General features: G+C 55.0%; 33 protein-coding genes. 9 read left to right on the top strand and 24 right to left on the bottom strand.

Features of this window, described 5'->3' with window-relative positions; all coding sequences use genetic code 11:
- Nucleotides 1-107 precede the first annotated feature (107 nt).
- From VDP79_RS01455 to VDP79_RS01425, 7 genes are read right to left on the bottom strand one after another with little or no spacing between them, the layout of a single operon-like run.
- Nucleotides 108-479 carry a hypothetical protein gene (locus VDP79_RS01455; protein ID WP_323016465.1) on the bottom strand — a complete coding sequence of 124 codons (372 nt, stop codon included), beginning with the start codon at nucleotides 477-479 and terminating at the stop codon, nucleotides 108-110.
- Nucleotides 476-1,420 carry a hypothetical protein gene (locus tag VDP79_RS01450; protein ID WP_323016464.1) on the bottom strand — a complete coding sequence of 315 codons (945 nt, stop codon included), beginning with the start codon at nucleotides 1,418-1,420 and terminating at the stop codon, nucleotides 476-478. Before VDP79_RS01450 ends, VDP79_RS01455 begins: the two co-directional genes overlap by 4 nt.
- On the bottom strand, nucleotides 1,413-1,676 hold the full coding sequence (locus tag VDP79_RS01445) for a hypothetical protein (protein WP_323016463.1): 264 nt from the start codon (nucleotides 1,674-1,676) through the stop codon (nucleotides 1,413-1,415). Before VDP79_RS01445 ends, VDP79_RS01450 begins: the two co-directional genes overlap by 8 nt.
- Nucleotides 1,673-1,957 (bottom strand): thioredoxin family protein, encoded by a 285-nt coding sequence (locus VDP79_RS01440; protein ID WP_323016462.1) that lies wholly within the window; start codon nucleotides 1,955-1,957, stop codon nucleotides 1,673-1,675. The genes VDP79_RS01445 and VDP79_RS01440 overlap by 4 nt, the downstream gene beginning before the upstream one ends.
- On the bottom strand, nucleotides 1,958-2,740 hold the full coding sequence (locus VDP79_RS01435) for an ABC transporter (protein ID WP_323016461.1): 783 nt from the start codon (nucleotides 2,738-2,740) through the stop codon (nucleotides 1,958-1,960).
- Nucleotides 2,740-3,426, bottom strand: coding sequence for a ParB/Srx family N-terminal domain-containing protein (locus VDP79_RS01430; RefSeq protein WP_323016460.1), 687 nt, complete (start codon nucleotides 3,424-3,426; stop codon nucleotides 2,740-2,742). Before VDP79_RS01430 ends, VDP79_RS01435 begins: the two co-directional genes overlap by 1 nt.
- Nucleotides 3,419-4,081 carry a ParB/RepB/Spo0J family partition protein gene (locus VDP79_RS01425; RefSeq protein ID WP_323016459.1) on the bottom strand — a complete coding sequence of 221 codons (663 nt, stop codon included), beginning with the start codon at nucleotides 4,079-4,081 and terminating at the stop codon, nucleotides 3,419-3,421. The genes VDP79_RS01430 and VDP79_RS01425 overlap by 8 nt, the downstream gene beginning before the upstream one ends.
- Nucleotides 4,082-4,146: 65 nt before the next feature.
- Here VDP79_RS01425 and VDP79_RS01420 point away from each other — a divergent pair, with 65 nt between their 5' ends.
- From VDP79_RS01420 to VDP79_RS01395, 6 genes are read left to right on the top strand one after another with little or no spacing between them, the layout of a single operon-like run.
- On the top strand, nucleotides 4,147-5,676 hold the full coding sequence (locus VDP79_RS01420; protein ID WP_323016458.1) for a DEAD/DEAH box helicase: 1,530 nt from the start codon (nucleotides 4,147-4,149) through the stop codon (nucleotides 5,674-5,676).
- A 10-nt stretch (nucleotides 5,677-5,686) separates the two neighbouring features.
- Entirely contained in the window at nucleotides 5,687-6,439 is a 753-nt protein-coding gene (locus VDP79_RS01415; protein WP_323016457.1) for a hypothetical protein, read from the top strand.
- Nucleotides 6,439-6,828: a hypothetical protein gene (locus VDP79_RS01410; protein WP_323016456.1), complete on the top strand. Its 390-nt coding sequence runs from the start codon at nucleotides 6,439-6,441 to the stop codon at nucleotides 6,826-6,828. Before VDP79_RS01415 ends, VDP79_RS01410 begins: the two co-directional genes overlap by 1 nt.
- A complete protein-coding gene (locus VDP79_RS01405; RefSeq protein WP_323016455.1) occupies nucleotides 6,825-7,205 on the top strand; it encodes a hypothetical protein in 381 nt (126 codons plus the stop codon). Before VDP79_RS01410 ends, VDP79_RS01405 begins: the two co-directional genes overlap by 4 nt.
- Nucleotides 7,202-7,558 (top strand): hypothetical protein, encoded by a 357-nt coding sequence (locus tag VDP79_RS01400; RefSeq protein WP_323016454.1) that lies wholly within the window; start codon nucleotides 7,202-7,204, stop codon nucleotides 7,556-7,558. Before VDP79_RS01405 ends, VDP79_RS01400 begins: the two co-directional genes overlap by 4 nt.
- Before the next feature lie 8 nt (nucleotides 7,559-7,566).
- Entirely contained in the window at nucleotides 7,567-7,944 is a 378-nt protein-coding gene (locus VDP79_RS01395) for a hypothetical protein (protein ID WP_323016453.1), read from the top strand.
- Between the two features lie 247 nt (nucleotides 7,945-8,191).
- Here VDP79_RS01395 and VDP79_RS01390 read toward each other — a convergent pair whose 3' ends face one another.
- Together VDP79_RS01390 and VDP79_RS01385 are read right to left on the bottom strand one after the other, a co-directional pair.
- Nucleotides 8,192-8,413 carry a hypothetical protein gene (locus VDP79_RS01390; protein WP_323016452.1) on the bottom strand — a complete coding sequence of 74 codons (222 nt, stop codon included), beginning with the start codon at nucleotides 8,411-8,413 and terminating at the stop codon, nucleotides 8,192-8,194.
- Between the two features lie 51 nt (nucleotides 8,414-8,464).
- Nucleotides 8,465-9,214, bottom strand: a complete 750-nt coding sequence (locus VDP79_RS01385; protein WP_323016451.1) for a hypothetical protein — start codon at nucleotides 9,212-9,214, stop codon at nucleotides 8,465-8,467.
- Nucleotides 9,215-9,433: 219 nt separating this feature from the next.
- On the opposite strand from VDP79_RS01385, the gene VDP79_RS01380 reads away from it, so the two are divergent.
- Nucleotides 9,434-9,751, top strand: coding sequence for a hypothetical protein (locus VDP79_RS01380; RefSeq protein WP_323016450.1), 318 nt, complete (start codon nucleotides 9,434-9,436; stop codon nucleotides 9,749-9,751).
- A 426-nt stretch (nucleotides 9,752-10,177) separates the two neighbouring features.
- Here VDP79_RS01380 and VDP79_RS01375 read toward each other — a convergent pair whose 3' ends face one another.
- From VDP79_RS01375 to VDP79_RS01365, 3 genes are all read right to left on the bottom strand, one after another.
- Complete coding sequence (locus tag VDP79_RS01375) at nucleotides 10,178-10,366, bottom strand: hypothetical protein (RefSeq protein WP_323016449.1); 189 nt, start codon at nucleotides 10,364-10,366, stop codon at nucleotides 10,178-10,180.
- 1,076 nt (nucleotides 10,367-11,442) lie between these two features.
- Nucleotides 11,443-11,829, bottom strand: a complete 387-nt coding sequence (locus VDP79_RS01370; RefSeq protein WP_323016448.1) for a hypothetical protein — start codon at nucleotides 11,827-11,829, stop codon at nucleotides 11,443-11,445.
- Between the two features lie 69 nt (nucleotides 11,830-11,898).
- Nucleotides 11,899-12,276, bottom strand: a complete 378-nt coding sequence (locus VDP79_RS01365) for a hypothetical protein (protein ID WP_323016447.1) — start codon at nucleotides 12,274-12,276, stop codon at nucleotides 11,899-11,901.
- On the opposite strand from VDP79_RS01365, the gene VDP79_RS01360 reads away from it, so the two are divergent.
- Nucleotides 12,275-12,580 carry a hypothetical protein gene (locus VDP79_RS01360; protein ID WP_323016446.1) on the top strand — a complete coding sequence of 102 codons (306 nt, stop codon included), beginning with the start codon at nucleotides 12,275-12,277 and terminating at the stop codon, nucleotides 12,578-12,580. The two genes, VDP79_RS01365 and VDP79_RS01360, sit on opposite strands and share 2 nt — an antisense overlap.
- Nucleotides 12,581-13,745: 1,165 nt before the next feature.
- Here the strand turns inward: VDP79_RS01360 and VDP79_RS01355 are convergent.
- From VDP79_RS01355 to gmk, 4 genes are all read right to left on the bottom strand, one after another.
- A complete protein-coding gene (locus VDP79_RS01355; RefSeq protein ID WP_323016445.1) occupies nucleotides 13,746-14,000 on the bottom strand; it encodes an adenylyl-sulfate kinase in 255 nt (84 codons plus the stop codon).
- 90 nt (nucleotides 14,001-14,090) lie between these two features.
- Nucleotides 14,091-14,669: a hypothetical protein gene (locus VDP79_RS01350; RefSeq protein ID WP_323016444.1), complete on the bottom strand. Its 579-nt coding sequence runs from the start codon at nucleotides 14,667-14,669 to the stop codon at nucleotides 14,091-14,093.
- Nucleotides 14,670-14,711: 42 nt separating this feature from the next.
- Entirely contained in the window at nucleotides 14,712-14,915 is a 204-nt protein-coding gene (rpoZ, locus tag VDP79_RS01345; protein ID WP_323016443.1) for a DNA-directed RNA polymerase subunit omega, read from the bottom strand.
- Nucleotides 14,916-14,935: 20 nt separating this feature from the next.
- Nucleotides 14,936-15,583, bottom strand: a complete 648-nt coding sequence (gene gmk / locus VDP79_RS01340) for a guanylate kinase (protein WP_323016992.1) — start codon at nucleotides 15,581-15,583, stop codon at nucleotides 14,936-14,938.
- Nucleotides 15,584-15,727: 144 nt separating this feature from the next.
- Between gmk and VDP79_RS01335 the strand changes: the two genes are divergently transcribed.
- Nucleotides 15,728-15,931 carry a hypothetical protein gene (locus VDP79_RS01335; RefSeq protein ID WP_323016442.1) on the top strand — a complete coding sequence of 68 codons (204 nt, stop codon included), beginning with the start codon at nucleotides 15,728-15,730 and terminating at the stop codon, nucleotides 15,929-15,931.
- A 16-nt stretch (nucleotides 15,932-15,947) separates the two neighbouring features.
- Here VDP79_RS01335 and VDP79_RS01330 read toward each other — a convergent pair whose 3' ends face one another.
- The 8 genes from VDP79_RS01330 to VDP79_RS01295 all read right to left on the bottom strand — a co-directional run bounded on the left by VDP79_RS01330 (nucleotide 15,948) and on the right by VDP79_RS01295 (nucleotide 18,941).
- Nucleotides 15,948-16,310, bottom strand: a complete 363-nt coding sequence (locus VDP79_RS01330) for a hypothetical protein (RefSeq protein WP_323016441.1) — start codon at nucleotides 16,308-16,310, stop codon at nucleotides 15,948-15,950.
- Nucleotides 16,311-16,316: 6 nt separating this feature from the next.
- Complete coding sequence (locus VDP79_RS01325; RefSeq protein ID WP_323016440.1) at nucleotides 16,317-16,544, bottom strand: hypothetical protein; 228 nt, start codon at nucleotides 16,542-16,544, stop codon at nucleotides 16,317-16,319.
- Between the two features lie 2 nt (nucleotides 16,545-16,546).
- Entirely contained in the window at nucleotides 16,547-16,960 is a 414-nt protein-coding gene (locus tag VDP79_RS01320) for a hypothetical protein (RefSeq protein ID WP_323016439.1), read from the bottom strand.
- Nucleotides 16,961-17,001: 41 nt separating this feature from the next.
- On the bottom strand, nucleotides 17,002-17,373 hold the full coding sequence (locus VDP79_RS01315) for a hypothetical protein (RefSeq protein ID WP_323016438.1): 372 nt from the start codon (nucleotides 17,371-17,373) through the stop codon (nucleotides 17,002-17,004).
- Between the two features lie 105 nt (nucleotides 17,374-17,478).
- The gene (locus VDP79_RS01310) at nucleotides 17,479-18,003 is read right to left on the bottom strand and encodes a hypothetical protein (protein ID WP_323016437.1); all 525 of its coding nucleotides are present in this window, start codon (nucleotides 18,001-18,003) and stop codon (nucleotides 17,479-17,481) included.
- Between the two features lie 60 nt (nucleotides 18,004-18,063).
- Nucleotides 18,064-18,522, bottom strand: coding sequence for a hypothetical protein (locus tag VDP79_RS01305; RefSeq protein ID WP_323016436.1), 459 nt, complete (start codon nucleotides 18,520-18,522; stop codon nucleotides 18,064-18,066).
- A gap of 39 nt (nucleotides 18,523-18,561) precedes the next feature.
- Entirely contained in the window at nucleotides 18,562-18,729 is a 168-nt protein-coding gene (locus VDP79_RS01300; RefSeq protein WP_323016435.1) for a hypothetical protein, read from the bottom strand.
- Entirely contained in the window at nucleotides 18,726-18,941 is a 216-nt protein-coding gene (locus VDP79_RS01295; protein WP_323016434.1) for a hypothetical protein, read from the bottom strand. The genes VDP79_RS01300 and VDP79_RS01295 overlap by 4 nt, the downstream gene beginning before the upstream one ends.
- Nucleotides 18,942-18,960 lie beyond the last annotated feature (19 nt).

Below are 18,960 nucleotides of genomic sequence, written 5' to 3'. Positions count from 1 at the left end.
ACTTTGATTTCGGAACTTAGAAATGGGAGTTATCACGATTTTGGCTTCCCCTCTATATCTACAACTTTCAAAACCTTAAACAACTAAGTTAAGGGCTGGCGGCAAAGTTATCCCAAGTCCAGCTCCAACTTGATTTCTGCAACCGCTGTGCTGGGGCGCGGTGAAAACTGATTCGTCAGCGCGGTCAGACCCAGCTTTGTTGGGTAGACCAGCGCACGACAGCGACCTCTTCGTTTTTCATAGTCGCGGGTAATGAGCCCGCGACCCTCTAGCTTGCGCAGTGAAAATTGCATGGATTCGCGGGTCGTGCGGTAGGGCAGGCGGTCCAGCAGCTGTTCCATGTCCAGCGCGCACGGGTTCCCAGCAGCGTCGTGCGTCCCATCAACGATGGTGGACATGATTTGGTATTGCTTTTCTGTCAGACGGTGCGTGTCAGCGGGTCTTCGGTGCGGGGCGACGCGACGGTAGCTGTGGCTCATAGCGCAAGTTCCTCGTCGGTTAGTTGCAGTGGGTCATCAAACCCCTGGCGATCAAACGCCAGCAGTGGGATTCGGGGTGGCAGCTTTCTGCCGTGGTCTGGGTTCGGCCCCCAAATCCAGTAGATCGTCGCGCCAAACACCAGCTGCACTGCTTGCTTCAACACGTATTCGGTCGACAGCGCGTTCACGCGGGTCATGCCGTTGTGCATCTTGTCGCCCGTCTTTTCCATCGCACTGATGGTGCGGTAGAACTTTCGCAGACGCTCTTCGATGCGCGCGCGCTGGGCTTCTGGCATGGCTTCCAGCTCGTGGAGCATGGCGGTCGTGTCGCACGGGTGGCTTGTGAAGTGGTGCTTGAAGAAATCCACGCCCACCTCTTGGGCGCCGGGTGCCTGCGGTCGGATGAACTTCATGCCTGCTTTGATCGAAAACGGGTTGAAGCGCCCCATGCTGGAATTCGACTCAACGTGGGTGCAGCCAGACTTGGCGCAGAACATGCGGTAGGCAATGTTTTTGAACCGATACGCGATGCCTGCTGACCGATACATGGTGTCAACGACGGTGCGGTTGTTCCACGTCAGAAAGCGGTTGACGATCTGCATGCGACGCTTGTTCATCAAGCGCGTGTCTTTGCCCCCGCTCTGGTTTTGCTTCAGGTGCGGGAAGACGCGACTACGACCTTTATTCAGAGTCATCGGGTTCCCGAACACCAGAATCCCAATAAGCTCTTCTGGGCCATTTTTTGGCGCATGGATACACCGAACAAAGCGCGGTGCTGCGGCAAGCGTGTGGCCCTTGTAGTGCAGTTCTGCAAGCACATCCCAGTCGTGCTTGTCCCCGAACTCCACGTAGACGTCTTTCAGAATCGACAGCGTGTGCCGGCCCGCGCCAGGATTGCGAGCGATCAACACATCATCGTTGTCGACCAGGACGTCAGTCATCCCAACCCTCTCGCTGGTATGCTGATTGCGCACCCTTGGGGGTGGCGTCGCCCGCGTGTCGCGCCCAATCCAGCACATGCGCGCGCATCACCGACGTTTCTTTGCGGGGCTCCATGTCCCACAGCGCCATCTGTTCCAACGTCACGTCGAACAGGTGAAAGTGATCGGCACACAGGGCGACCAGACGCTGCTGACCGTAGAACACCACCGGGGGTTCCTGGCAGTGGCTGTATGCGCAGCGCACGACGCGACTCAAATGACCCGCCACTTGATCAGGTGATGTTCCAGGATGGGCAGCGCCTGGGCGCCGACGAACTTGCCCACCTCATTACCCTCGGTGTCCAGTCCGATGCACGTAGGCGTCGTTCTGACACCCTTCTGATCGAATTGCGGGCGGGTCTCGTCAGACAGTTCGATCACTTCCATGTCGAACCCATATTTTTCTTGCAGTCGCTGCATGTTTGGCTTGAGCTGCATGCACGGCCCGCACTTGGGCGAGCTAAACACCAGCACTTTGTAGCCAGAAATTCCAGACATTCACATCACCTTCAAAAGTAATTCGTTGACTTCTGCTGTGGTCATGACGCGTTCACCCGCGAGCTTCGCGGCATTCTCGATGGCGTCAATGCGCAGCTTTTCCCTGAAGCGCTTGACCACAACGAGGTCAGGGGAAAGGTCAGGCACAAGGTCGGTATGGGTGGTCGCTACCAACAGTGTCACGCCCAGACGACGCGCCAGCTTCTGCAGCGAATACGAGATAACCTTCGCTGCGACCCGGTCAAGCACCGCCATGAATTCGTCGGCAACCCAGACCTTTGCTTTCTGTTCGATTGCCAGGGCCAAGCGGTAGCGGTAGCGCTGCCCGTCAGACAGTTCGGACGGACGACGGGCGTAGAGGTAGGCGTCGTTGATGCCGACCGACGACAGCAGCTTGATCGCTTCATTCGTGTCGACGCCCAACGTGTCGATGATCGGCAGGTCTTCCAGCTTGGTCGCGCTGATGTTCGATACCGCCAGACCGCGCTCGCGCATCTGACGTTCCAGCGAATACAACATCTGCGACTTGCCCGAGCCAGATTGGCCCGTGATGTAGACGATGTCGCCCTGTTTGACCTGGATGTCGAGCTTGTCGAAGACCACGAATTCCTTGTCGTCCAGGCCGATACCGAACGCTTCAGCAATTTCCAGCACCCTTGGGGTTCGCTCAACCCGCGTATCGAAGCGCACATCAACGACGTAGTGGTCGTCGACATCCAACACGACAGGAATGCGCTTGTCTGGTAGCGGCACGTAATGTTCGCGGTCGTCAGCTTTTCCCATCACAACTCCACATGTTCGCGGGCATATTGAACAAACGCATCTTCACCCACCAACCCGGTGTCCGCCTCGATCTTGGCCATCAGACGCGTGACAAAAATAGCGTCTTTACCCACCACGCCCTTGAAGCCAAGCAGCTTCGCGATGGTGATGCGTTTGCCGTCAGCACCATCAATACGTTCGTCGAGCTGGCCCGCTTGTTCGCGCACCGCGTCAGCAAGGTCTGTCTCGAAGACGGATTCGTCGGTTGTCATCAGGTCAGTGACCGCGAAGTCCAACTCCTTCTTGTCGAAGATGCCGGTCAGGTCAACCGCGAGGTCGGGGAACTCGGTGAGTTCCTTTTCCAGCAGATCGCCGTCAAGGTCAGTCATTGCCGCGCGGTTGTCAGCCAGACGGAAGGCGCGCGCTTGCGCAGCGCTCAGGTCTTGCTCCACCGACACTGGGACTTTCTTCAGCCCCAAGTGCAATGCAGCGAGTCTGCGTCCGTGGCCCGCGATGATGACCCCGTCCTTGTCAACCAAGATGGGGTTGCCCCGCCAACCAAAGCGTCTGATCGACTCAGCGAGCTTTTTGGTGCTTCGCTCGTCGTGCTTTTTGGCGTTGCCAGGGTAGGGGTGAATCGTGTCAATGTCGCGCAGCGTGGGCGCGTTCAGATTGAGCGTGACCGGGGCGTCTTGCTTCTTAGCCATGCGCGCGGCCCTGAAGGATGTAGACCAGGGCGTCGCCGGCGTTCGATAGCGAATCGCCCTTCGTAAAGCCCTGCGTTTTCATTGCGGTTTCGATCAGTCGTTCGACCATTGGCACATCACCAATCGGAACCTTGAAGCGCATGACCTGACTTGTTGGCGCAGCCATCGCTGCGCTCAGGTCTTCGGTGCTTAATTTCTGCTCTGGGATGTCCAGGGACTCTAGGTCAATGTCGGTCGCCGAGAAAATCTGCTCAATATCAGCCCCGGTGTATGGCAAGAACTGAGCAAGATCGTCGGGGTTGCCAAGTTCCTTCAACAGCTCAGCAAGCTCCAAGGTGTCGTCTTCGCCATAGCGACCGTTGTCAACGAGGCCAATTTCTTTCGCGGTCTTGTCGGGCAGAGCGCCCATGTCGATGACCGGAACCGTGGCAAGTCCCAGTCGAGCAGCAATCTCCCAGCGGTGTTGCCCCCCGAGGATTTCCAGGCCGTCAGCGGTGGTGCGCACCAACAACGGGCGAATAAAGCCGAAGCGGTTGATGCTTGCCTCGATCTTGGCTTCATTTTCTGGGCTGACGCGGTTTGTATTCCATGGGTTAGCACGAAGCGCGTCAATTGTGACGTCGCGAATTACTAAACTCGTTTGGTTTCCGGTCATTGATAGAATGTTAGTTAGCGGTTACTAACAATGTTAGCCGATTCAAATACTTAAGGCAATGTCACATGTCAGAAACAGTCACGGTCGCATATAACGCAGTCACTGCAAAACTGGTAGGGGCTTCAGACGAAGCTCAATCAAAAGTGCGGGCTGCACTGAGCTATATGCAAGCAGGCGCTGAACACACCGCTGCGTTCAAGGCGCACCGCTGGGATGGTCGCTCAACATTCTTTGATAACGCGACACAAACCTTCCCGCGTGGCTTTGTGCAATATGTGCATGTCGCGCTATCCAAAGCTGGGTTCCAGGTTCGCATGGTCAAGAAGCTGTTGCCCGAACCGCTCGGTCCCGAAGACCCCGTTGTCGACGAGTTCGGGAATGGCGACCCCCGCTACGACTATCAACCAGAAACCGTGCGCCTATTGCTGCGACACGGCCAAATGATCGCCCAAATCGCAACCGGGGGTGGCAAGAGTCGAATCGCCCAAATGGCGGTCGCCAGAATCAACCGCCCAACGCTTTTTCTGACAACCCGCAGCGTTCTGATGTATCAGATGGCGAAGAAGTTCAAGAAAATGGGCAAAAAGGTCGCGATTCTGGGCGACGGCAGCTTGCAGGTGTCAAAGGAGGTCACCTGCGCGATGACGCAAAGCGTCGCTGCGTGGCTGAAAGACCCTGATCCCGAGAAGACGTCACCGGGAAGCGAAAAATACGAAAAACAGCGCGCCAAGCAGAAAAAGATGATTGAAATTCTGTCGCGCTTCGAGCTGGTCATCTTGGAAGAAGCCCATGAGGTCAGTGGCGAGAGCTTTTTCGACATCATGCGCAACTGCGTCAACGCGCATTACCGTCTGGCTCTGACCGCGACGCCCTTCATGAAAGACGACGAAGAGGCGAACATGCGTCTCATGGCGTCGTCGGGTCATGTCGGCATCCAAGTCAGCGAAAAGCTGCTGATTGACCGGGGCATCTTGGCCAAACCCTACTTCAAATACATCGAGTTGCGCATGCCTGCAGCGAAGCTCTATCGCTCAACACCCTGGCAGCGCGCGGTTGAACTGGGCATTGTCCACTACGACTACCGCAACAAGTGCATTGCGGTCGAAGCCATGCGCGCCGCCAGATACAAGCTGACGACGATGATTCTTGTGGGGCGCAAGGAGCATGGTGCGCTGCTGGAAGACGTGCTGACGCGCGCGGGGATGCGTGTGGAATTCATTCAGGGTTCAGACGACCAAGACGAGCGTGAAGCAGCGCTGGCGCGTCTAGGGCGGGGCGACATTGATGTGCTAATTGGCACAAATATTCTGGACGTGGGGGTCGACGTCCCGTCGGTGGGGGTCATCGTTCTCGCTGGTGGGGGAAAAGCGGAAGTTGCACTGCGTCAGCGCATCGGTCGTGGACTGCGGGCAAAGAAGTTTGGCCCCAACGTTGCATTTGTCGCTGACTTCGCTGACACCGGCAACACGCACCTGAACAAACACTACAAGACGCGCAAAGCGTTGGTTGAGTCGACGCCGGGATTTGGCGAAAACATCGTCGACGACTTCGACTACGCAGGCATGGGGTTCACGCGCGCCGACGCGGTGTGTTGAGAATTGAGCCATGATGAAAGAAGACGAATATATCGAACGGTTGGGGCGACGTTGCGCACACAACATCAACGCCGAAGCTTCCAAGTCGACCAAGCGCTGGGTTGGACTGCCGTGGCGAAGCGTCGTCGAAGAATTTTTATTCGCGACCGATTCCCGGTTCGAAATAGAAAAATTCCTGACACGCATTGGGTGCCCAGGAGACTTGAGCTACACGCTGAAGCACTGTCTGAACAGTGCCATCATTAACGAAATCGCAGACCGCGTTGAACTTCGCCTTCTAGACCCCAGGCGCATGGAATGTGTGGCGAATAACGCCACGATGTCGCGGGCGCGCAGACCGGGAAAGTCAATCGCCATACTCGTTGCTGCTGGGTTTGTGCCGTGCGACTTCTACGCCCGCGCCCTCACCCTTCAGTTATTTGATGTCCCGCCAGCTTGGGGGCTTACGCACAGAGAGCAGACGCGTCCCCTCTTCATAAAGAGGGGGTCGGTAATAGGCACCATCCCGCAAAGGGATGACTGGTGCGTATCTGTGGTATCGCCAAAAGATACGAACATTCGCGCGCTCGAACGCGAACTCGATTGGGACCAACTGACATTTGGAATTCGCACCCCCGTCATTGCGTATATGACGCACCCTGACGCGGTCAAGCCACTGGTGCTGTTGTGCGACGAAGAAAGGTTTCTTGACAATGTGGTGAACGCGAAGTCAAAACCTTTCGTTATTGAGTCCTCTAGTAACCCACTTTTTGGAACGTGGTAATGGCGACCAAGAAAATCGAAAACATCGACTGGGACGCGCTCGGCAAGAACCTAACCATAAGCAGCGACGACTTCGAAAAATTCAGGGATGAAATGATGACGTATTCCTATAAAAAAGCGTCAACATTCACCACAACAGCGTCAACAAGCACAACGCCCGCAACCATGAAATCAATCATCACGCCCACCCCCTGGGATGGAGCCCCCGTATCGTCTGCAACCAGCAAAAAGCTTGCTGCGGGGCTGAGCGCGTTTCTGAAATCTGGCGCAAAGTCGACTGACGACTGGGGAGACCCCATATCATTCAGCTTGCCCGCTGCGGGTGTTGAACAGGAGCGTGCAGGCGATGCGCCAGAATCGTCCAAAGACCCCTTGTGGGGGACGTGGTGAACGCGATGGATCGGGCATACCCAATAGCCAAGATCGTCGTCGTCAACGAAGTTGATGGCGCTTTCGCGCAAAAGCAAGAATTAAAAGTCCCAGACGCGGTCGCAAAAAGACACCAAGACGCCAGATGGTCGGTCGTTGATCGACGGGGTGCGCCGATGCGAATGGCGCTTTTGGGCGAAGCGTCGTCTTGGTCTTGGGACCCCAAAGAAGACGCTTCGCCCGTGAAATTCGAATCCCTGTTGCTTCACCACGTTCGAGCGACCCTGAATGGCACCACGCTATATGTGTTCGTCGACAACCCGCAGCAAGCGCCCACGAAAGTGACGGCGCAGTATGCGCCCGAGTCAGCGCATGACATGCGGTGGGGGTCGTGGTGAGCGTCGAACAAATCACCGTTCTACTGGATGGCCAACCCCTTATGACGCTCGCTTCGCCATCGAAATACACCGTCGTAGAGCATGGCTTCAAGAGATACTCAATCGAAAAGCTTGGGTGCTTCGTCAGAATCGTGGTTCCCAAGAACAGAAAAGAGCGCGCGTTTGTTTGCCACGACATGACTGAATACGTAAACGACGCAAACCTGCAATTTCGTCTTGATGGCGTCAAAGGCAAATTTCTCGACACCAACCGCACGATGCTTCAGATCAACTTGGTAAGTGTCGCTGCGCCCACGCAAAAGGTCACATTCACGCCCGAGTCAGCGCAAAGCGCGCAGTGGGGGTCGTGGTGAACCCCAAAATGGATTCTGACGATCTGGTGGGCGCATTTCCAATTAAGCAACTGAAGGTCTTTGAGGGCGACAAACAGAAGACGTTCGAGATTCCAAGCGAAGAACCTGTTCGCGCGCTCGTGTATGGCGACGGGTCAGTGACGATTGTTCGCGACGGACACGTCATGATGATTTACCAGGGCAGTCTGCATTTTGACAGAGAGAAAATCTGCTATCTGGATAGCGAAGCCCCGTTTGATGGCTGTTCGCCATACACTGCACTGCAGCGCGTCACAGGCAGCGTCGATATAGTGCAGGGAGTGTGCGAAGTTCACTTGGGGGTTGATCCCCTGCCACTCAAAAACGACGCAGTATCTGCGCTGAACCCTCTGTGGGGGTTGTGGTAGTCAATACGTAAGGATCGAACCTAGAAAAGGTAAGGATGCAGTTCTGAAACGTAAGGATGACTTGGGAACCGGAAAAACGGTTCTGCCTTATGCTTGGGGGTCTGAAACGTAAGGATGGGTCGAATTTTCGGAAAAACGGCGGGAAGGCCATCCCACCCCCAGCGTCTCCTGTCTAAGGTCCCTTACCCTGACAGTCCCTATCAAATCTGATACCCGATAAGTTATCCCTATCGGGTATCGTCCCGCGTCATTGTGCTATCTGAATCATGCCATCAGCCATATCGGGCATGTCGCATACATCATCAGACCATGCGCTCATATCATCAATGATGCGCGTGATGTCATGCCCTTTACGCGTCGTGATGCTCGTTACCCCGCCCAGCGTTACCGTGCGGGTAATGAGCTTTGCGGGAATTGTTGCAGCGCGAGAAGATTTCAGCGCGGTTTGAACATCGAATTGCATTTTCATAGTGTTTACCTTTTGGATGCGGGCGGGTTTGCCCCGCCCGGTTATCGTTAATTATTTAGCCCATTGTTCAATCAGACCGTTTGATGCGCTGGCAATCATGGCTTGCAACGCCAGCGTCGCGGGGCATGGGATGAATTCCCCCGCAATCCCGTTACGTGCCATGGGTTTTGCCATGCCCAGCGTCGGGAAAATGCCCGTATCACCCATGGCGACTTCAATCTGACGAAGCGCAGTAGATGGCTGAAGCTTATTCATGCGACCGTCATTCAACAGGTCAACAAGCTTACTTGCTTGCTCGTAACCGGGATTATCAATCGCTGGATCAGACGCTTTACCATGCGCTTTCCCGGTCAGGGAAAACATGATGCCCGCGCGGGTCTTTGCCCCACAAATTGCACTAGCGAAAGCCAGCAGGGCGGTTTTGGCACTAGCGCGAAGGTATCCCGCATCACCTGACGCCATAAAAGCCATGAAAAGCGGGGCACGAAGCGGGTTTTTAATGTCGCCCGTAGTGCTGAAATTTTTTGCAATCAGGTCGAAATTCATTTCAAAATCGTCGCGCAAAACCTTGTATTGCGCATCGGTAATCGACTGGATCAGCGCCAGCGCTTCGCGTATGTTCGGGTTCAGACCGTCTTCGCCCAAGTTCGGTTTCTTGCTGCGAGCAAGGTAATTCGCGTTTGCTTGCGTGATGGCTTGCGACAGCTGCGATTTGATCGTTTCAATGCTGATGTGCGCGGGCTTTTTCGGGGTCGCTTTGGCGCTGGTCTTCGGGGCTTGGGTTTTGGCTTGCTTAGTCATGATGTTCACCTATGGAAGTTATGTTGTATGCACCTATATCGTTGAGTGCATGTTTAACATCATACGCGTATTTATCTACCTGGGCGCATTTCAACCTGTATCGTTTGTAAAATGTTGTAAGCGCATACAATGGTATGGGCGCAGATAAATACGTATGCCACCGATCATTGTTCGCGCATCACTATAATGAGCGCATACAACAACATATGGCATACAACTATGACGCAATACAAATCAATCAATCTGCGCTTACCAGTCCCGGTAATTGAAACGCTTGGCGCGATCAGCGCCCGACATGGGGTTTCGGTCGGGCGCATCATTACCGCGCTGTCTTTAATCGACAGCGATCGCGCTGACGCGATCATCAGCAAGCTAATCCCGGTCGCTGATGATCGTTACCCGCTGGGCAAACCGGGACCCAGCAAGCTTTCAAGCGCCGATAAAGTGCTGCTATCGTTGTCAGAAGACGATAAACGAACCCTATTAGCCCAGATCGGGTCAGGGAAAACCCGTAGCGGTAAGGGAAAACCCGAATAATCATCAGGGAAAACCCGCGTTTCGCCCGTCCCGCGCAGGGGAAGCGGGCAGGCGCGCCTTGAACCATTTTCCAGCCGTATAGCCGAACAGCCTTCTGGCCGAATACGCGCCGTCGATTCGGTGGGTCTGAACCAGGACCGAAACGAACAAAGGAAAGCGGCGGGAAGAAGGCCCCTGAGTTATCACGCCTCGATTAGGGGCGTTTTAAGCGTTCCGGGAGGTAGGTGGCTAGGTCGGTATAGGGAAGCATGAAAAAAGCCCAAGAAGGGGCTTATTTTTCGTTTCTGGGTGGGTTAATTCAGACCTGAGTCAAATTCCCGAAGTTCTTTCGACAGCAGTTCGATAACGAATTCATCCCGCGATTTGTAGTCTTCCCGAAGTCATACGCGATGATGAAGCTTTCCCCGTATTTGAAGCCCGCGCACATCAGCAGTGCATCCCGAAGTTAAAAGCGTCTTCGCCCAGGTCATACACTTCGACGACATTGTGCATCCCGGTGTGGTAGGGCAGGTTGTGGACTTCATAGAGCTTGCCAGCGATAACGAAAAACCGATGGTTGCATTGCCCGTCTTCGTGCAGTTCTTCAATGTGCTTGAAGTTCGTGATTTCTTGCATGATGTTTACCGTGATGTTGTTTTGGAATAATCACAGTATGGGCGGGGAGGGGCGGACATCAGGTGCCAGAAGCGAGATAACTTTTTCTGTCCCGCGCCTGGTTGGCTTGCCTGAAAACGAACGACTTGCTTTGCCTGGGTTATCACGACTTTGCTGGGAAGAAAAGGACCGGTTGTTTTGCCTCGCGCGTGCGCGTGTATAAAAGGAAAAACCGTGTAATTTGTTTTCGCCGAAGGCGGTGGCCCTGTGGAGGAGAAGCAAAGTTTCGCCTAGGGGTTGCAGGTATAAACTGCAACCACCCAGACTTTGCTAATCAATGGCCTGTGTCTTTGCCACTACTCTCAACCCATCCCAACATTTAGCCTGTGTATCACCAGGACGGTTGAGTCCGCATACCCTGGTGAGAAGACCTAATCCGCGCTGTTGGGGGTTACGAACGCCATACTTTACTGTTTTTCTGGCACCGCCCGCTCCGACGCTGATGCTTTGGATTTCCGTTCTAGCATCAATAAGACTTGACCCGAACCGTTGAACCACTGCCCGGAAGAATCAAGAATAGATCAACAAGCACAAACTTATCTCGCTGACCTGGGGACATTGTAGTTACCGCTAACTAACATGACAAGCGCTTAACTGACTCCGATCACCAGTCCGACATAGAACACGCAGCCCACAATGACCCCTGTAATCGCGGCTTGAATCAGTTCTTTGGTCGATTGCTTCATGGTTTGCCCCTGGAATGAATGATGGTGAGTAGTAACTATCACTCATGGGGTCAGGAAACCCCTAAACGCCCAGCTGGGGGTCCGACAGGGGAGGGTGGTGGGTTGGTATGGGTGGACAAAGAAAAAGCCCCTGACGGGGCTTATTTGCATTGAGTGGAGGAAAGTCGGACCCTATATGCCAAAAACGAGATAACTTCGCCGGTATTCGTCTGTCCTGATTCGTCGACTTGACAGGGGCTGATTTTAAATTTAAACTTCCTCGAAGTTTACGTCGCAACAAGCAAGTAACTTTCCTGAATTTTCAGGTAAACAAAAAGCCCCTTTCGGGGCTTTGGTCGTTTCTGGGGTGAATTACGCTTTGACGTCCAAGACGTCATGCCCCATTGCTTTGTGATGACGAACCGCGTCAAGCACCGCAAGGGCGCTGTCCATCGCGTTGTTGGTGTCGCTGAATGTCTGGATTTCGACATCGTAATAGACCCCACCTTCGTCTTCATCGACGGGCTGATAGGTGATGCGCACCTGCATATCTTCATCCCCGCGTCGCAGGTCATAGACGAACGTATGACGCGCCACGGGGCTTTCGTCGCTGGCTTGCTGTCTGAACTGCGAAAGGTATAGCTGATCCAGCACAATCCCGTCGTGCGCGTCTTCGTCGGGCTGTTCCAGTGCGGGCATGATCGCTTGCACGCGGGGGTCGAGGGTCAAGCCATTCAGAACGATCGTCTGGTTTTCCATGCTGTATTTACCGTGGTTTGTGGTTGGAATGTCGATATGGTGAGCCACGCACTGAGGATGCGCGTTTGCTTAGACCGCAATCACTGCGTCCATTACGTCTGCAACCAGTTCAGCGGTCGCAATCATCAAAAATTCTTCAAGGGCGCTGTCATCCAGCTTCGATACTGCAATTTCTAGATTGCAGAACCACAGATTCCCACTTTCGCTTTCTTCTTGATACCGCCCCTCGTTTTCATTCATGTCGCTGGCGATCACAACCATTACGACCGCGCTAGTGGCGTCGTCGATCACGTCCACTGCGAGCATGTTCGTGCTACTGCGGGGGCGGGCGTTGATGATATGAAAGCGGCGGGCGCCATCAGCCCCGAGATACGTCAGGGCACCAGCCCGCTGGTTGAACGCACCCCATACGATGCTGGAAATGTCGTGGGCTTTGAGGTAGTTCATGGCGTTTACCTGTGGTTTGTTGGTATGCCAGTATTGTTTGCCCCGGTTAGAGGAAATCACAGCAGTGATAACCACTGAAAAGGCGTCAATTTGGAATTTTCTTCTGTTCACCCTCGAAGGAGACGATAGAAAATTCTATTCGTTCCCGTGGGCAGTGATATTTCCTGCTAAGAAATGTCAGAAAAACAGAAAAATGAGTCCTCTTTCCTGTTCCGCCTATTCTGAAGCAGCGGTTCCGCTCAAAATGTGGGTCAAAACGGGGCAAAAAGGCGCTGAAAAAGAGGAAAACCAGGGCGGTGTTTGAATTCCGACCAAAACGTGATCTTCAATGTTTGCAGGGGTTTGTGAACCCAACGCCTAAGGGGTGGCATGACGCTAGAAAAGGGCAGCGTTTGAATTCGACCAAAAACGACGATTTCAGGCGCCCCCAACCCCCGATTTAGGCACAAGAAGGCCCGCAGCAATGAGAAAGAGGCGGGAAGAGGTGGGTGCTGCGGGAGCCTGGTTGACGCGCCTCTACACCCAGACAGGAGCGGGGCCGAATGTGCCTGATGGCGATGCAGCCGAATACGGGGGCCGGGGTGTAGCCGAACATGGGCCGAACAAAGCGTGGGCGGGCAAAAGGCGAAAAAGGCCAGTAACGGCGGGGGAATCAGGCTACGCGGAGTCAGGCAGGGCGGACGTTAAAGCGGAGGGAAGCCAAAATTTTCCTTACTTAAGGGTCTTTTACCTATACCTTACGCTTACCTATACCTTGCGCTTACTTAAGGGTCTTACCTTACGTCGCCCCTTACCTTACGTTTACTTAAGGGTTCTACCTTACATTGCCTTTACCTATACCTTACGCATGGCATGCTTCTTACCGCGCCTAATGTCTTACGCTTACGTATGGCTTCCCTTGTCTAAGTGCTTACCTGGTTGTTTGTCTTACCTCTCGTTGTTTTCTATAGATCATCCGCGACTGATTGTCTCTTGCTGTCTGTCTGACGGGTTCTCTTATCCGCAGTCTTTTTCGTGCTTGTAGACTATTTATGGTTTGCATTCGTCTTGACCGTGGTTGCCCTTGACGATTCGCTGTCTTTTCCCGCCTCTTTGTTAGCGTGGTTCTTCGCATTGCGGTATATTGCTTTGTCCCTTAAAAGACATTGTCAGTCGCGCAAGCGTTGACCACCTGAAGCGCCCCTTGATTCGTTCTTGGGGCGTTTCGCTTTTGTGGGTCGAGAAAGTCTTTTAAAATCAATCACCTATGTGATTTAGCGACTCGGGGAGGGTTTGCCGGGGCTTCTTCAACTGACTTGCCTTCAAAGAAAAGACTTTAAAATCAATTACTTACGAGACTGGTTTAGCCTTTGCAAATCGCCGGGACAAAAAGAACCCCGCACAGGGCGGGGTCGAAGGGTGCGAAGCACCTAGGTAAACACCATGATGGTGTGGGTCAGAGAATAACAGAGAACAGACAGTGTGCGCGCTTAGCGCAGGATCGACCGCGTCAGCGGTGTGTGCGCGGTCTTGATGGTGACAACTCGCTCGTCTGCGGCAAACCCACCCAGTCGCGCTTGCATTTCACTGCGGATGACCGCCCGCGCATAAGCGTCGGTTTCTTCGTCGTCCTTGATTTCAGTCGCGACGCCTGCGTTGTTCAGAAGGTCAGCGATGGCGACCGCGAGGGTTGATTTGCCGCTGCAGAAGGGGCCGCTGATCGTGATGGTGATGTCTTTGTTCATTTCGATTTCCTGTAGAAGGGTGATTGGGCCCGAAGTATAGAAACCGTTCTGTCGGGACTGCGTCGTCGAGCTAACTTCAGACGCGAGCGCCTACAGCTCCACTGCTGTATACACCTGGTAGGTGCCATCATCGTTCAGGGTGACTGTGTGCTGGGTTTCAGCGCCGTCAATCCACAGCGTCAGATAGGCGGGCTTCGTCACGCTCAACGCAACGCTCGGTTTGCTGCTGCCGTGCGGGGGTGCTGACCCAACGAATTGGTAGGGTTCGCCTTCTTGGTCCATGCGTCGCAACGCAGACAAAAGGTCTGCGGGATTGACAAATGCTTGCGTGATGTTCATGGTCGCTCTCGGTTCTGTTTCGATACTTGGATGATGCGCGTCAGTGATCGGAAACCCCATGATGTCCACTTTTGGGACTTCTTCGGTCTTGATGTCGTAATGTTCGCGGCTAAGCGGCATATCAACCCCGCGCCCTGTCTTGGTTTCGCCGCTTTCGAGTATGATCGGGTAGGCATACCCGATGCTCAATAAATCTTCAGCGCGTGTCACCACTGTAGCAATCAAGGCGTCAGCGATGCCGTCATCGCCCAACTCGTGATGCTCAGCGATGAATGCCTTGATCGCTTCCTTGCCAAGCTCATTGATCGTATAGGTGGTGACGGTGCCCATGATGGATTCTCTGTCTCTTTCGATATGGTGATTGTGCGCGTCTTAGCTCGGAACCTTGCGCAGCATTTCGACGCCAGTCGCTGCTTGGGCGATTTCGCGCAGTGCGGTCACGGTGGGCTTGTTGTGGCTTTGGACGCGTGCCTCATGGCCCTGGGCAAGCTCTCGGGCGCGATAGGTCGCGGCAAGCGTCAAATCGAAGCGATTGGGGATTTGTTCGAGGCAGTCCTCAACGGTGATGCGGGCCATAGTGTGGTTCCTGAGGGTGGTTAGGGATTGATGGGCTTGCGTATGCCCAACTGCATAAAGAGGTCAGCGTGGCGGACGGATTGTGTTGTGTAGCGCAGGCGGGCAGCAGTGACAATTGCCTGCAATTGTTGTGATGCAACGCTAAAGTCTTGATTTATAACGATATATTCGCAATCAGAAGCGTGTGCCATTTCACCGCCCGCAGCGAGTAGGCGTCGAGCGATGACCCGGGGCGCGTCTTGCCCGCGCTTGTTCAGTCGCGTTTCCAGCGCCTCGATGGAAGGTGGCAGGATGAAGATGCCGATTGCTTGAGGGTAGTGCGCTCTGACTTGTCGTGCGCCCTGCCAGTCGATTTCCAGCAGGACATCGGTGCCAGCAGTGATTGCTTGGGCGATGCGGTCGCGGGGAGTGCCGTAGAGGTTTCCGTGAACTTCTGCCCATTCGAGCATATCGCCACGGTCGCGCAGCGCGTTGAAGGTATCGACCGAGACGAAGCGGTAGTGCTTGCCGTCGACTTCGCCCGGGCGCGGCTCTCGCGTGGTGCATGATACCGATAGCGTCAGCGTGGTGTCTTGAGCGAGTAGGGCGTTAACCAGGGTTGATTTGCCTGCGCCGCTGGGCGCGACCACCATGAAGATGTGGCCTGGGGTGTGGGATTCATTTGTCATGGCGGGTTGTCTGAGTTCAGCCAATGCGTCGTCGTATGCCTGTGCGCCGGTGCAGAGCAGCGCCACCGCGTCGCCAGGACTCAGGTTGAAGAGGGCGTCCTGGATTTGCTCTGATGCGTCGTCACCGTCGTGGATGGCAAGCACATGGACGTCGCCTGCGCCCCGGAATTGCGCTTCCGGGACGAGGCTTGCGACCTCTTCGACATCAGCGGGGCGCTGGGCGACGTAGAAGCGAAAGGGCAGTCCTTCAAGGGTGACATCAAGGACAACGCCACGGTCAAGCGTGGCGACAAGGGTGCTGGGAAGCGGCATGGCTGTGGAATGGCGTTCGATGTCGCGCCATTATAAGGCTGAGACCGCGCGCTTACTTAACCCACAGGCGGTTGATGTCCGCCCAGTTGTAGAGATCGTCAAGGATCGTATTGAACTCTTCAACCAGTTCGCCATCGTCCAGATCGTCGCCCATACAGATGCACTCGAACGCCTCAACAATGCAGTCGATTTCGGGGTCGTAGTCTTGGTGGGTGACATCGAACATGGACGCAGGCAACGCAGCCCGCAAACGCTTGGCGGCACCCTGGGCGATTTCGCTCATGTCTTCGTTTTTGGGGTTCTCAACGAACAGGTCTTTGATTCGGACGCGGTATGTCCAGGGGTCTTTGCCTTGGGCGCGCAGGTTGGCGGCGATGCGGTGCGCCGCAACGATGGTTTCGATGTTTTGCGTCATGATGGTCTAGTCCTCGTTCGTTTTAGCCAGCAAGCCCTTCAGGGTCTGGCCGACCATTTCTTGGCTGTGCTTGAGGTCGTCGTCAAGCAGCTGCACGTATTTGGCCCGCCATTCATCGACCTGTTTTTGCAGGAAAAAACATTGCTCAATCGCGTCGGCGCCATTGAGCAGGGCGTTGCCGATGTCGCGCATTTGGTCAACTTGCGCCTGCGAGTATTCGTCGAACTGGGGCATGGTTAATCCTCAAAAGAAAGTGTATCGAGCATGTCTTTGGCAGCAGGGTCGCCATCGCCGACGTGTTTGCGGTATTGCTCTTCGGTCAGGTGAGCGGGGTGCGCGATGCCCGCGTAGAATTCCAGGTATTCGCGGACGTGAGCGGCGAGGTCGCACTGTTCGCCTGGGCACTCCCAATGCTTCAGGTCGTAGCGACCCTTGTATGCAGGCTCGCTCGCGTCGCTCCACGTAACGCTGAAATCAACCTTATCGTAACCGCCGTTTTTGGGCGCGGTATCAGACCAAGTGTGCAGTAGTGCGTTCGCCTGCGCCCAGGAGCGCACCGTCAGGGGCAACGCGTTGCAGGTGTAGGTTAAACCTTCTTTGAAGGTGAAGGTGATTTCCTTCACCCGCACCAGTTCTTTCGCTTGCGTCATAGCGCTTACCTATTTGTTTTGTTGATGTTGTTATTCTGGGTTCAAGCGGGCGGCGCGTATTTCAGGTTGAACTGATTGGCGATTTGCTGCATTTGCTTTTCCCACTCGCCCATGCCTTTGGCGATATAGTCGTCGTGGGCAGTTTGAAGCCGGAGCAGCAAATCAAATTGGCGCTCTGTGACGCGCCCAATCGACGCCTTGAGCGCCGCTTCCACGCGCTCGCCGTTGACGCTCTCGCCTTCAAAGTCGGGGTCATACGCCTCGTCTGAAATCAGGCACCCGACAGCGCACATGCTGCCGGCATAGCCGCGATATGCGCAGGTAATGCCATGACCGGGAGTAAATTTCATTGATACGCGGCCCTGTTTGCGCAGGTGCGTCAAAACGCGGTTGAAAATTTCTTGGCTTTTCATGTCGGTTACCAGTGAGGTCGTTGAGTCTTTATAGTGACGGTAGCGGGCAGGAGGGGGTGATAACAAAAAGGGCTGCGATTGCAGCCCCAGTGACCCACGCGACGCCTATGCCAGAGCCAGCTTTGTTGCGACCGCCTGGTTGACCTGTGCGCACGTCAAGCGATACGGCCCAACGCCATCGGACACGCGACGGGCGTTCCACCCCCGGCGCCCCACATTGGTCGTCAGACGGTATTCAACCCCGTAGACTTCCAGCACATCGCCAACAGAGGGCTTTGCCGCGCGAATCCGAGCTTTGTTCGCGTGATACTCGATGACCTTTTCGCGCCATAACTTCGCGTTGTTATTGGCGGGTTCGCCGGCGATCTTCAGGAACCCCAGCGGGCAGTCGTAGTAGAACGGCCCCATCGACTCGTCCATGTCCTTGTAGCCCCAGCCATCTTCGCGCCCACTCGATAGCAGACACAGCACGATGAAGCGACGGCCTGTCTCCTTCCACTCGAATACCGCCCACCAGTGGTTTCCGACAGTCGAGTGCTTGATGACGGTGCATTTCCCGCCCCTGTTTTCCGCCAAGTGCGCTACCAGTTCTTGCTTGGTGCGCCACGACGGCGAATACATCCACCCCATGATGTTTGCCCCTGTTTGTTGTCGATAACTACATGGTGCGCGTCACGGTGCGGCGCACACTTACCAAAGCGCGATTTCGTCAGCAAGCAGGCGGTATCCTGGATACTTTGCTTTGATTGCCGCAAGGTTGGCAGGTGTCGGCGCGCATCGAAACTGCGACACTCTTTGCGGCACACCGTAGTCATCGGTGTCCCCTTCGATGATCGCGACCACGGACTTACTGCCCATGCGCTTGATGCGCTTGATGGATTCGGTGTAGTCAGCCAGCGCCGCCACGAAGCTTCCTTCTGGCTCAAAGCTGGGGTCAACTTTGGTTACTGAGTAGGCGGTCAACGCATTAAGGTCGCTCGCGCTCAGATTAAACTCTACCGGCCCGCCATGACCGCCGTCGCGCACTTCGCCCAGCTTGCGTCCGTCTTTGTAGAGCGTTGCGGACCACGCGAGGCCATCGCTCCCGTTGCAAGACTTCAGGTTTTTCAGGCGATAGCTGCCCGCGAAAGCGACAATTTCTTTGATCATGATGTTTACCCGTGTTTGTTGATAACTACATGGTGCGCGTCAGTTGGCGGCGCCCTCTTGGGCGACCTTCGCGTAGTGGCGCTGCCACGCGGCCCAGACCTTGTAGGAAGCTGGGCAGAAGTGGTATGCCTCAATGGTGTCGAGGTATTCCCGATATGTCTGTCCGCCTTCACGCAGCGGGGTATCCCAGTCGTTTTCCGAGTTCATGAGTTCACCCATTCGTCGTAGGTTTTGACGCGCCAGCCGAGCGACTTTGCCGCAGCGACGTAGATTTCGTATTCCTGCGCGTTCGTGCCCCTGGCTTGCGTTTGCCAGTCGGCGCGTTGTTCCAGAATGGGCTGTTTTTCGCCCCGCTCGATTGCGCCCGTGACGTGACGGCGCAGCGCGTTTAACGCTCTGTTTTCCATGACGTTTGCCATTGTTGTTTCGATAGCTACA

It is taken from the genome of Castellaniella sp. (genome assembly GCF_034675905.1).
Lineage (GTDB): Bacteria > Pseudomonadota > Gammaproteobacteria > Burkholderiales > Burkholderiaceae_B > Castellaniella.
The sequence above is the reverse complement of the archived record's forward strand: the minus strand, read 5'-3'. Positions and strand labels throughout refer to the sequence as shown.

What these genes read in the sequence shown, in the direction of transcription:
- VDP79_RS01455 (WP_323016465.1), bottom strand. Translation starts at nt 479, where the DNA reads ATGAGCCACAGCTACCGTCGCGTCGCCCCGCACCGAAGACCCGCTGAC.
- VDP79_RS01450 (WP_323016464.1), bottom strand. Translation starts at nt 1,420, where the DNA reads ATGACTGACGTCCTGGTCGACAACGATGATGTGTTGATCGCTCGCAAT.
- VDP79_RS01440 (WP_323016462.1), bottom strand. Translation starts at nt 1,957, where the DNA reads ATGTCTGGAATTTCTGGCTACAAAGTGCTGGTGTTTAGCTCGCCCAAG.
- VDP79_RS01435 (WP_323016461.1), bottom strand. Translation starts at nt 2,740, where the DNA reads ATGGGAAAAGCTGACGACCGCGAACATTACGTGCCGCTACCAGACAAG.
- VDP79_RS01430 (WP_323016460.1), bottom strand. Translation starts at nt 3,426, where the DNA reads ATGGCTAAGAAGCAAGACGCCCCGGTCACGCTCAATCTGAACGCGCCC.
- VDP79_RS01425 (WP_323016459.1), bottom strand. Translation starts at nt 4,081, where the DNA reads ATGACCGGAAACCAAACGAGTTTAGTAATTCGCGACGTCACAATTGAC.
- VDP79_RS01420 (WP_323016458.1), top strand. Translation starts at nt 4,147, where the DNA reads ATGTCAGAAACAGTCACGGTCGCATATAACGCAGTCACTGCAAAACTG.
- VDP79_RS01415 (WP_323016457.1), top strand. Translation starts at nt 5,687, where the DNA reads ATGATGAAAGAAGACGAATATATCGAACGGTTGGGGCGACGTTGCGCA.
- VDP79_RS01410 (WP_323016456.1), top strand. Translation starts at nt 6,439, where the DNA reads ATGGCGACCAAGAAAATCGAAAACATCGACTGGGACGCGCTCGGCAAG.
- VDP79_RS01395 (WP_323016453.1), top strand. Translation starts at nt 7,567, where the DNA reads ATGGATTCTGACGATCTGGTGGGCGCATTTCCAATTAAGCAACTGAAG.
- VDP79_RS01390 (WP_323016452.1), bottom strand. Translation starts at nt 8,413, where the DNA reads ATGAAAATGCAATTCGATGTTCAAACCGCGCTGAAATCTTCTCGCGCT.
- VDP79_RS01385 (WP_323016451.1), bottom strand. Translation starts at nt 9,214, where the DNA reads ATGACTAAGCAAGCCAAAACCCAAGCCCCGAAGACCAGCGCCAAAGCG.
- VDP79_RS01380 (WP_323016450.1), top strand. Translation starts at nt 9,434, where the DNA reads ATGACGCAATACAAATCAATCAATCTGCGCTTACCAGTCCCGGTAATT.
- VDP79_RS01375 (WP_323016449.1), bottom strand. Translation starts at nt 10,366, where the DNA reads ATGCAAGAAATCACGAACTTCAAGCACATTGAAGAACTGCACGAAGAC.
- VDP79_RS01370 (WP_323016448.1), bottom strand. Translation starts at nt 11,829, where the DNA reads ATGGAAAACCAGACGATCGTTCTGAATGGCTTGACCCTCGACCCCCGC.
- VDP79_RS01360 (WP_323016446.1), top strand. Translation starts at nt 12,275, where the DNA reads ATGGCGTTTACCTGTGGTTTGTTGGTATGCCAGTATTGTTTGCCCCGG.
- VDP79_RS01365 (WP_323016447.1), bottom strand. Translation starts at nt 12,276, where the DNA reads ATGAACTACCTCAAAGCCCACGACATTTCCAGCATCGTATGGGGTGCG.
- VDP79_RS01355 (WP_323016445.1), bottom strand. Translation starts at nt 14,000, where the DNA reads ATGAACAAAGACATCACCATCACGATCAGCGGCCCCTTCTGCAGCGGC.
- VDP79_RS01350 (WP_323016444.1), bottom strand. Translation starts at nt 14,669, where the DNA reads ATGGGCACCGTCACCACCTATACGATCAATGAGCTTGGCAAGGAAGCG.
- rpoZ (WP_323016443.1), bottom strand. Translation starts at nt 14,915, where the DNA reads ATGGCCCGCATCACCGTTGAGGACTGCCTCGAACAAATCCCCAATCGC.
- gmk (WP_323016992.1), bottom strand. Translation starts at nt 15,583, where the DNA reads ATGACAAATGAATCCCACACCCCAGGCCACATCTTCATGGTGGTCGCG.
- VDP79_RS01335 (WP_323016442.1), top strand. Translation starts at nt 15,728, where the DNA reads ATGGACGTCGCCTGCGCCCCGGAATTGCGCTTCCGGGACGAGGCTTGC.
- VDP79_RS01330 (WP_323016441.1), bottom strand. Translation starts at nt 16,310, where the DNA reads ATGACGCAAAACATCGAAACCATCGTTGCGGCGCACCGCATCGCCGCC.
- VDP79_RS01325 (WP_323016440.1), bottom strand. Translation starts at nt 16,544, where the DNA reads ATGCCCCAGTTCGACGAATACTCGCAGGCGCAAGTTGACCAAATGCGC.
- VDP79_RS01320 (WP_323016439.1), bottom strand. Translation starts at nt 16,960, where the DNA reads ATGACGCAAGCGAAAGAACTGGTGCGGGTGAAGGAAATCACCTTCACC.
- VDP79_RS01315 (WP_323016438.1), bottom strand. Translation starts at nt 17,373, where the DNA reads ATGAAAAGCCAAGAAATTTTCAACCGCGTTTTGACGCACCTGCGCAAA.
- VDP79_RS01310 (WP_323016437.1), bottom strand. Translation starts at nt 18,003, where the DNA reads ATGGGGTGGATGTATTCGCCGTCGTGGCGCACCAAGCAAGAACTGGTA.
- VDP79_RS01305 (WP_323016436.1), bottom strand. Translation starts at nt 18,522, where the DNA reads ATGATCAAAGAAATTGTCGCTTTCGCGGGCAGCTATCGCCTGAAAAAC.
- VDP79_RS01300 (WP_323016435.1), bottom strand. Translation starts at nt 18,729, where the DNA reads ATGAACTCGGAAAACGACTGGGATACCCCGCTGCGTGAAGGCGGACAG.
- VDP79_RS01295 (WP_323016434.1), bottom strand. Translation starts at nt 18,941, where the DNA reads ATGGCAAACGTCATGGAAAACAGAGCGTTAAACGCGCTGCGCCGTCAC.